Source organism: Micromonospora sp. ALFpr18c (assembly GCF_008868155.1).
Classification (GTDB): domain Bacteria; phylum Actinomycetota; class Actinomycetes; order Mycobacteriales; family Micromonosporaceae; genus Micromonospora.
In genome coordinates this window covers 1-6,341 of sequence record NZ_WBKR01000272.1, presented here as the reverse complement: position 1 = coordinate 6,341, position 6,341 = coordinate 1, and the positions used below count along the sequence as shown (strand labels likewise).

At 70.1% G+C, this 6,341-nt stretch carries 7 protein-coding genes and 1 pseudogene; 5 read left to right on the top strand and 3 right to left on the bottom strand.

The window, feature by feature from the left end; all coding sequences use genetic code 11:
* Nucleotides 1–221: 221 nt before the first annotated feature.
* Nucleotides 222–731: a hypothetical protein gene (locus tag F8271_RS29155; RefSeq protein ID WP_151493043.1), complete on the bottom strand. Its 510-nt coding sequence runs from the start codon at nt 729–731 to the stop codon at nt 222–224.
* A gap of 308 nt (nt 732–1,039) precedes the next feature.
* Here F8271_RS29155 and F8271_RS29150 point away from each other — a divergent pair, with 308 nt between their 5' ends.
* Complete coding sequence (locus F8271_RS29150; protein ID WP_370461989.1) at nt 1,040–2,068, top strand: endonuclease/exonuclease/phosphatase family protein; 1,029 nt, start codon at nt 1,040–1,042, stop codon at nt 2,066–2,068.
* Nucleotides 2,069–2,109: 41 nt separating this feature from the next.
* On the opposite strand, the gene cimA is transcribed toward F8271_RS29150, so the two are convergent.
* Nucleotides 2,110–3,693, bottom strand: coding sequence for a citramalate synthase (gene cimA / locus F8271_RS29145; protein ID WP_151493041.1), 1,584 nt, complete (start codon nt 3,691–3,693; stop codon nt 2,110–2,112).
* A gap of 316 nt (nt 3,694–4,009) precedes the next feature.
* Between cimA and F8271_RS29140 the strand changes: the two genes are divergently transcribed.
* The 4 genes from F8271_RS29140 to F8271_RS29125 all read left to right on the top strand — a co-directional run bounded on the left by F8271_RS29140 (nt 4,010) and on the right by F8271_RS29125 (nt 6,125).
* On the top strand, nt 4,010–4,213 hold the full coding sequence (locus F8271_RS29140) for a hypothetical protein (RefSeq protein ID WP_151493040.1): 204 nt from the start codon (nt 4,010–4,012) through the stop codon (nt 4,211–4,213).
* A 3-nt stretch (nt 4,214–4,216) separates the two neighbouring features.
* The gene (locus F8271_RS29135; protein WP_151493039.1) at nt 4,217–4,747 is read left to right on the top strand and encodes a carboxymuconolactone decarboxylase family protein; all 531 of its coding nucleotides are present in this window, start codon (nt 4,217–4,219) and stop codon (nt 4,745–4,747) included.
* A 116-nt stretch (nt 4,748–4,863) separates the two neighbouring features.
* Complete coding sequence (locus F8271_RS29130) at nt 4,864–5,322, top strand: PRC-barrel domain containing protein (protein ID WP_151493038.1); 459 nt, start codon at nt 4,864–4,866, stop codon at nt 5,320–5,322.
* Nucleotides 5,323–5,378: 56 nt separating this feature from the next.
* The gene (locus F8271_RS29125) at nt 5,379–6,125 is read left to right on the top strand and encodes a tyrosine-protein phosphatase (RefSeq protein ID WP_151493037.1); all 747 of its coding nucleotides are present in this window, start codon (nt 5,379–5,381) and stop codon (nt 6,123–6,125) included.
* An 18-nt stretch (nt 6,126–6,143) separates the two neighbouring features.
* Here the strand turns inward: F8271_RS29125 and F8271_RS29120 are convergent.
* Nucleotides 6,144–6,341, bottom strand: a pseudogene (locus F8271_RS29120) (IS5/IS1182 family transposase); the annotation flags it as partial.

Genomic DNA, 6,341 nt, shown 5'->3' with positions numbered 1-6,341 from the left:
CGCGACCAGCGGCAACCCACACACCATCCCTCAACCCACACCCCTACAACTCCATCTCCTCGAACTCCTCGACATCGACCCACTCGAGTGGTGTTGACAATCAGCCACGTGCGGAATGCAGGGCTAGCCGGTCGACGACCCGGCGGGTCGGCCTCGGCCTACGGTGAGCGGGCACGGGTGCGGCCCCCGCGTACGAGACGCGGGGGCCGGGCCCTACTCCGTCAGGGAGTGTGGGTGAGCAGGGTGAAGCCCAGGTCGGCCGGGGTGCCGGACGAGTTGCGGGTCTGGATGAAGACCGCGTTGGGCGTGCTCAGCCGCGGGGCGACCGAGACCTCTCCGGCCGGCGGGATGCAGCAGGAGTCGGAGCGGGAGATGGTCGCCAGGAAGGCGCCGGCCGACACGGTGTAGCCGAACTGCACCTCGTACTGTCCGGGGCCGTACTTGAGCACGGTGCCGGTGCCGCGGGCCTTGGTGCCGTTGGAGTTGACGACCGTGTAGACGGTGGTGGCGACCAGGGTGGTGGCCCCACCGGCCTTCAGCGCGGCCTGCGCCTTACGCGCCGACTCGGCCGTCACCGGCGGCTGGTTGTCCACGCGCTTCGCCGTCGGCTGGACAGCCTGCTGCGGCGCCTTCGCCGAGGGCTGGGCAACAGCGATCCCGCCCCCGGCTAGGGTCAGCGCCAGGACGGCGAACGTGACCGCCGCCGCCTTACGTCGGAAGGATGTGTTCATGACAGGTCCCCCTTGTGTGACCGTGCGAATTCGGCCGACCCGCGGGGCGGGACGGATGATTGCCTGAAAATAGGTTTACGACGGATAAAGGAAGTGGATTCCTCGACGATCCACATCCCGCCTGAGCTGGGGTTACTACTCAGAGTTGCGTCGTTTAGACCAGATGGAACGTAGCACCATAAAAAGCCGGGCGTCAATAGTTGATCACAATTTAGTGAGCTGTCGGTCAGCCGTCAGTCAATTGTGAAAGGTGAGCGCACCACCATTCATGAAATGCGTCGACCGCTCCCACTAGGCTGACCGCCATGATCGTCGACACCTCGACCGCGCCGCTCCGACGCCCCCTCCGGCGGGTCGGCACCGTCCTCAGCTGGTTGGCGGTCGGACCGGTGGCCGCCTGGGCCGCGATCCGGATCGCCGGCCTCGACCGGGGGCCGCTGGTGCAGGCACTCGCCTTCACCCCGTACGTTGCGGGATGGAGCGTGCTGGCCCTCGCCCTCGCGGTCGCCCTGCGGCGCTGGTGGTCGGCGGCGGTCGCGGCACTGGCCGCCGTGGCGCTGCTCGGCGTGGTCGCGCCCCGGGCGCTGGCCGCCCCGCAACCGGCGGCGACCGGCCCCACCGTCCGACTGCTCACGGCCAACCTACTCGCCGGCGCCGGGGACGCCCGGACCCTCGTCGACCTGGTCCGCACACACCACGTCGACGTGCTCACCGTGCAGGAGTTCACCCCGGACGCGCAGGCCGCCCTGGACCGGCTCGGCCTCGACCGACTACTCCCCCACCGGCAGCTCAACCCCCAGGACGGCACCCCCGGGTCGGGGCTCTACGCACGCTGGCCGATCAGCGGTGCCGGCATCCGGAACAACCGTGGCGGCTGGGGCTTCAGCCAGGCGTACGGCACGCTGGCCGTCCCCGGCGCACCTCCGGTTCGCGTCGAGTCGGCCCACCCCTCGGCGCCGTACGCAGTGGATCAGGTCGACGCCTGGCGGGCCGACCTGACCGCCCAGCCACCGGCCACCCCGGATGGGGAACTGCGAATCCTCGCCGGGGACTTCAACTCCACTCTCGACCACAGTCCGCTGCGCGCCCTGCTGCGCACCGGCTACGTCGACGCCGCCGACGCCACCGGTGAGGGACTGACCGGCACCTGGGGCCCGTACGACGGCGATCTCATCCCCCCGGTCACGATCGACCACGTGCTTGTCGACCGCCGCATCGCCGTCCGCGCACTCAGCGTGCACACCCTCCCCAACAGCGACCACCGCCCAGTCCTCACCACCCTCACTCTCCCCACCCCTCGCGAACTTGCACTTCCTGCCCCGAGATTAGGCGCATAAGCCGTGAATCAACGACAGAAGGTGCAAGATCGCGAAGGCTGTCAGACGCGGGTGGGGGCTAGGCCGTAGGTCAGGGCGTCCACCAGGGCGTGCCAGCTTGCCTCCACCACGTTGGGGTGGACGCCTACCGTGGTCCAGTCGCGGCCGGTGCCGTTGGCCGTTTCCAGCAGGACCCGGGTGACCGCGCCGGTGCCGTGGTTGCCCTCCAGGATGCGCACCTTGTAGTCGGCCAGCTCGAAGTCACGCAACTGTGGATAGTGCCGGGCCAGCCCCACCCGCAGCGCCTCGTCCAGGGCGTTGACCGGGCCGTTGCCCTCGGCGGTGGCGATCACGCGTTCGCCGCGTACGCGGATCTTCACGGTCGCCTCGGAGACCACGGCCCCGTCCTCGCGGTGTTCGACGAGCACCCGGTACGACTCCAGGGTGAAGGGTCGGGCCGGGCCGCCCTCCGGCAGTTCGGAGCGGACGAGCAGCTCGAACGAGGCGTCGGCGGCCTCGAAGGACCAGCCATCGGCCTCCAGTTCCTTGATCCGCTTGGTGACCCGGGTCAGCGCCTCCGGACGGCCGGCCAGGTCCAGGCCGAGCTCACGGCTCTTGAGCTCGACGCTGGCCCGGCCGGCCATCTCGGTTACCAGGATCCGCATATCGTTGCCCACCACCGACGGGTCCACGTGGTTGTAGAGCAACGGGTCGACCTTGATCGCGCTCGCGTGCAGCCCCGCCTTGTGAGCGAATGCTGCGGCCCCGGCGTACGCCTGGTGGGTGTCGGGGGCGATGTTGGCGATCTCGGCGATGGCGTGCGAGACCCGCACCATCTGTTCCAGGCAGCCGTCCGGTAGGACGGGCATACCCAGCTTGAGTTGGAGGTTGGCGACGACGGCGAAGATGTCGGCGTTGCCGGGGCGTTCGCCGTACCCGTTGGCGGTGCCCTGGACGTGGCGGACGCCCGCTTCGACGGCGGCGATCGTGTTGGCCACGGCGCATGCGGTGTCGTTCTGGGCGTGCATACCGAACACTGCGGGGTCGATCCCGAGCCGGTTGGTGAGGTCGAGGATCACGGCGGTCACCTGGGACGGCAGCATGCCGCCGTTGGTGTCGCAGAGCACCATGCGTTCGGCGCCGGCGGCGAGCGCGGTCTGCACCACGGAGGCGCCGTACGCCGGGTCGTGCCGGTAGCCGTCGAAGAAGTGTTCGCCGTCGACGAAGACCCGCCGCCCTTCACGGACAAGGTGGGTGACGGTGTCGTGGATCATCGCGAGGTTCTCCGCGCCGGAGGTGCGCAGCGCACGCTCGACGTGCCGGATGTCGGCCTTGGCGACCAGGGCGACCGCCGGGGTCTGCGCGTCCAGGAGGCCGCGCACCTGGGGGTCGTCGGCGACCGCGACGCCGGCCTTGCGGGTGGCGCCGAACGCGACGAGTACGGCGTGCCGCAGGGTCAGCTCGGTGCGCGCCCGCCGGAAGAACTCGGTGTCCTTGGGCACCGCTCCCGGCCAGCCGCCCTCGATGAAGCCGACGCCGAACTCGTCGAGCAGCCGGGCCACCGCCAGCTTGTCGACCACCGAGTAGGTGAGCCCCTCGCGCTGGGCGCCGTCGCGCAACGTCGTGTCGTAGACCTGGAACGTCATCAGGATCCTTTCTCGGAGCAACAAAAAGACCTCCCGCGGATGCGGGAGGTCTGCGCGCTCGGCGGAGGGGAGAGCCGGCGCGCTAGGTCGCAATAATCAGGTCGGTGCTGGTCACGACGGCTACTCTGCCACCCCTTCCCCGCTTTTGGGAGATACTGCCCACATGCCGGGACGGTGACTGAGGGTTCGTTCATTCAGAACCATCGCTCGTGATCGGCTTCACAAGCCATCAGGCCGCGCACCGGCAGGAGCAGCCATGCGGCAGCATCTGGAACGGATCCAAGGATGGCCACCGCGCCATCCGCAAGGAGGACGTGTGCTCACCGTCAGTGACCGCTTACCTGAGCACGGACTCTTCGCCGGCGTATCGCGGGGCGCCAACAACGCGTCCGAGACGATCAACCACACGTCCCACGAGGGCACGTGGCGTCCGGTCTCCGTCGGGCCGGTGGAGCGCGCCTCCATCAGCCCGGCGGAGGCCGTCGACCGGGACGCACAGCTCCTCGGCAGCGGGGTCTGAACCATGGGCCTCGGCGCGATCAGGGCGGCCCTTCCGGAGTACGCCCGGGACATCCGACTCAACCTCGACTCCACCATCGGCACCTCGGCGCTGAGCGCGGTGCAGGCGTGGGGCACGGCGCTGGCCTGCGCGGTCGCCGCCCGCAACCCGGTGGTGCTCCGCGAGATCGCCGCCGAGGCGCTCGGTCACCTCGGACCGGAGGGCGTCGAGGCCGCCAAGGGTGCCGCCGCCATCATGGCGATGAACAACATCTACTACCGGGCCACGCACCTCATCGGCGACGACCAGTACGCCTCGATGCCGGCCCGACTGCGGATGCAGATTACCGCGAGGCCGGGCGTGGACAAGGGCGACTTCAAGCTGTGGTGCCTCGCCGTGTCGGCGATCAACGGCTGCGGGATCTGCCTCGAGACGCACGAGAAGAGGCTGCGTGCCACCGGCTTCACCCCGGAGCAGATCCACGAGGCGCTGCGCATCTCCGCCGTCGTGCACGCGGCCGCGGTCACGCTCGACGCCGAGGCCGCGCTGACCTGACGCGCGCGTACGCCCGCTGGTCGCCGTTTCCGGGCCGCTACGGCCGGGTAGCTCCTGCGGGGACGCACCGCACCCACCGCCGCCGAGGTGATCGGCGACAGTCAGGAGTGAACGGCATGGACAGGATCGACCCGCACGCCGCCCACGCCGGGCCGGACCCGCTGCGTGGCGGCGACCAGGGCACCGTCCCCGGCGGAGCGCCGGCCGGGGCCTTCGACCCCTGGCGCTACCGCGACCAGGCCGGGGTGGCCGACGCCGACCTGGTCGGTTACAAGGTCGAGGCGACCGACGGTGGGATCGGCAAGATCGACAGCGCCAGCCACGAGGTGGGTGGCAGCTACCTGGTGGTGGACACCGGTCCGTGGATCTTCGGCAAGAAGGTGATGCTGCCGGCCGGCACGGTCAACCAGGTCGACCACGACCAGCGCACCGTCTCCGTCGACCGGACCCGCGACCAGATCAAGGCCGCTCCGGAGTACGACGAGACCAGCCACAGCGACCCGGCCTACCGGGACCAGTTGGGCGGCTACTACGACGAGACGTACGGGGCACTCCCGCCCGGAACGGCCCGATAGTCGATCGGACCGACGGCCGGTGGGGGTAAAGCCGCGCCGGCCGTTACCGTGTCACCGTGGACGCCATCGACGACAACCGACACATCCCGCTGCCCGCGACCTTCAACTTCCGCGACGTCGGTGGCTATGTCGGCCACGACGGCCGCACCGTACGCCGGGGCCGGCTCTACCGGTCCGACTCCCTGCACCGCCTCGACGAGCAGGACCGCGACGCGTTCGCCGCGATCGGCATCCGCACCGTCATCGACCTTCGCCGCCCCACCGAGGTGCAGCGCGACGGTCGGGTGCCGGCGTACCAGGGGCTGGTCTACCGGCACATCCACCCGGAGCACACGGACTGGGCCGAGACGCCGCACGAGGAGGGCGCCAGCCTGGCCCGCTACCTTGCGGACCGGTACGCCGACCTGGCACAGACCGGCACCGCCGGACTGGCCGAGGCGGTCGGGCTGATCGCCGACTCCACCAACGCCCCGGTGGTGGTGCACTGCGTCGCCGGCAAGGACCGCACCGGCATCGTGTGCGCGCTGACCCTCGCCGTGCTGGGCGTCGACGATGCCGACATCGCCGCGGACTACGCGCTGAGCAGCGAGGCGTCCGCCCGGTTCAGTGCCTGGCTGGCCGAGACCACGCCCGGCGGGGCGGACGTGCCGGCGCTGTTCCTGGCCTCGCCCGCCGAGGCGATGCAGATCTTCCTGGACGAGCTGCGCGCGGGGCACGGCTCGATCGAGGCGTACCTGCGGCACGCCGGGGTGACCGACGCGCAGCTCGCGGCCCTGCGCGAGCATCTGCTCGACGAGGCTTAGAGCGACCGGCAATAGGCGTTACTTGAGTCGGCGGGTGGTGGGTCGGGTGTCCCAGCGGTAGAGCGTGCGGGCTCGTTGGATGAGTTGACGGATGGTGACGATCGCTGCGGCCAGGTACAGGTAGAAGTCGATGATCTGGGCGTTGCGGTCGGTGCAGCGGCGGATCTTGCCGAAGCCGTTCATCCAGGAGTTGGTTCTCTCCACGACCCAGCGTTT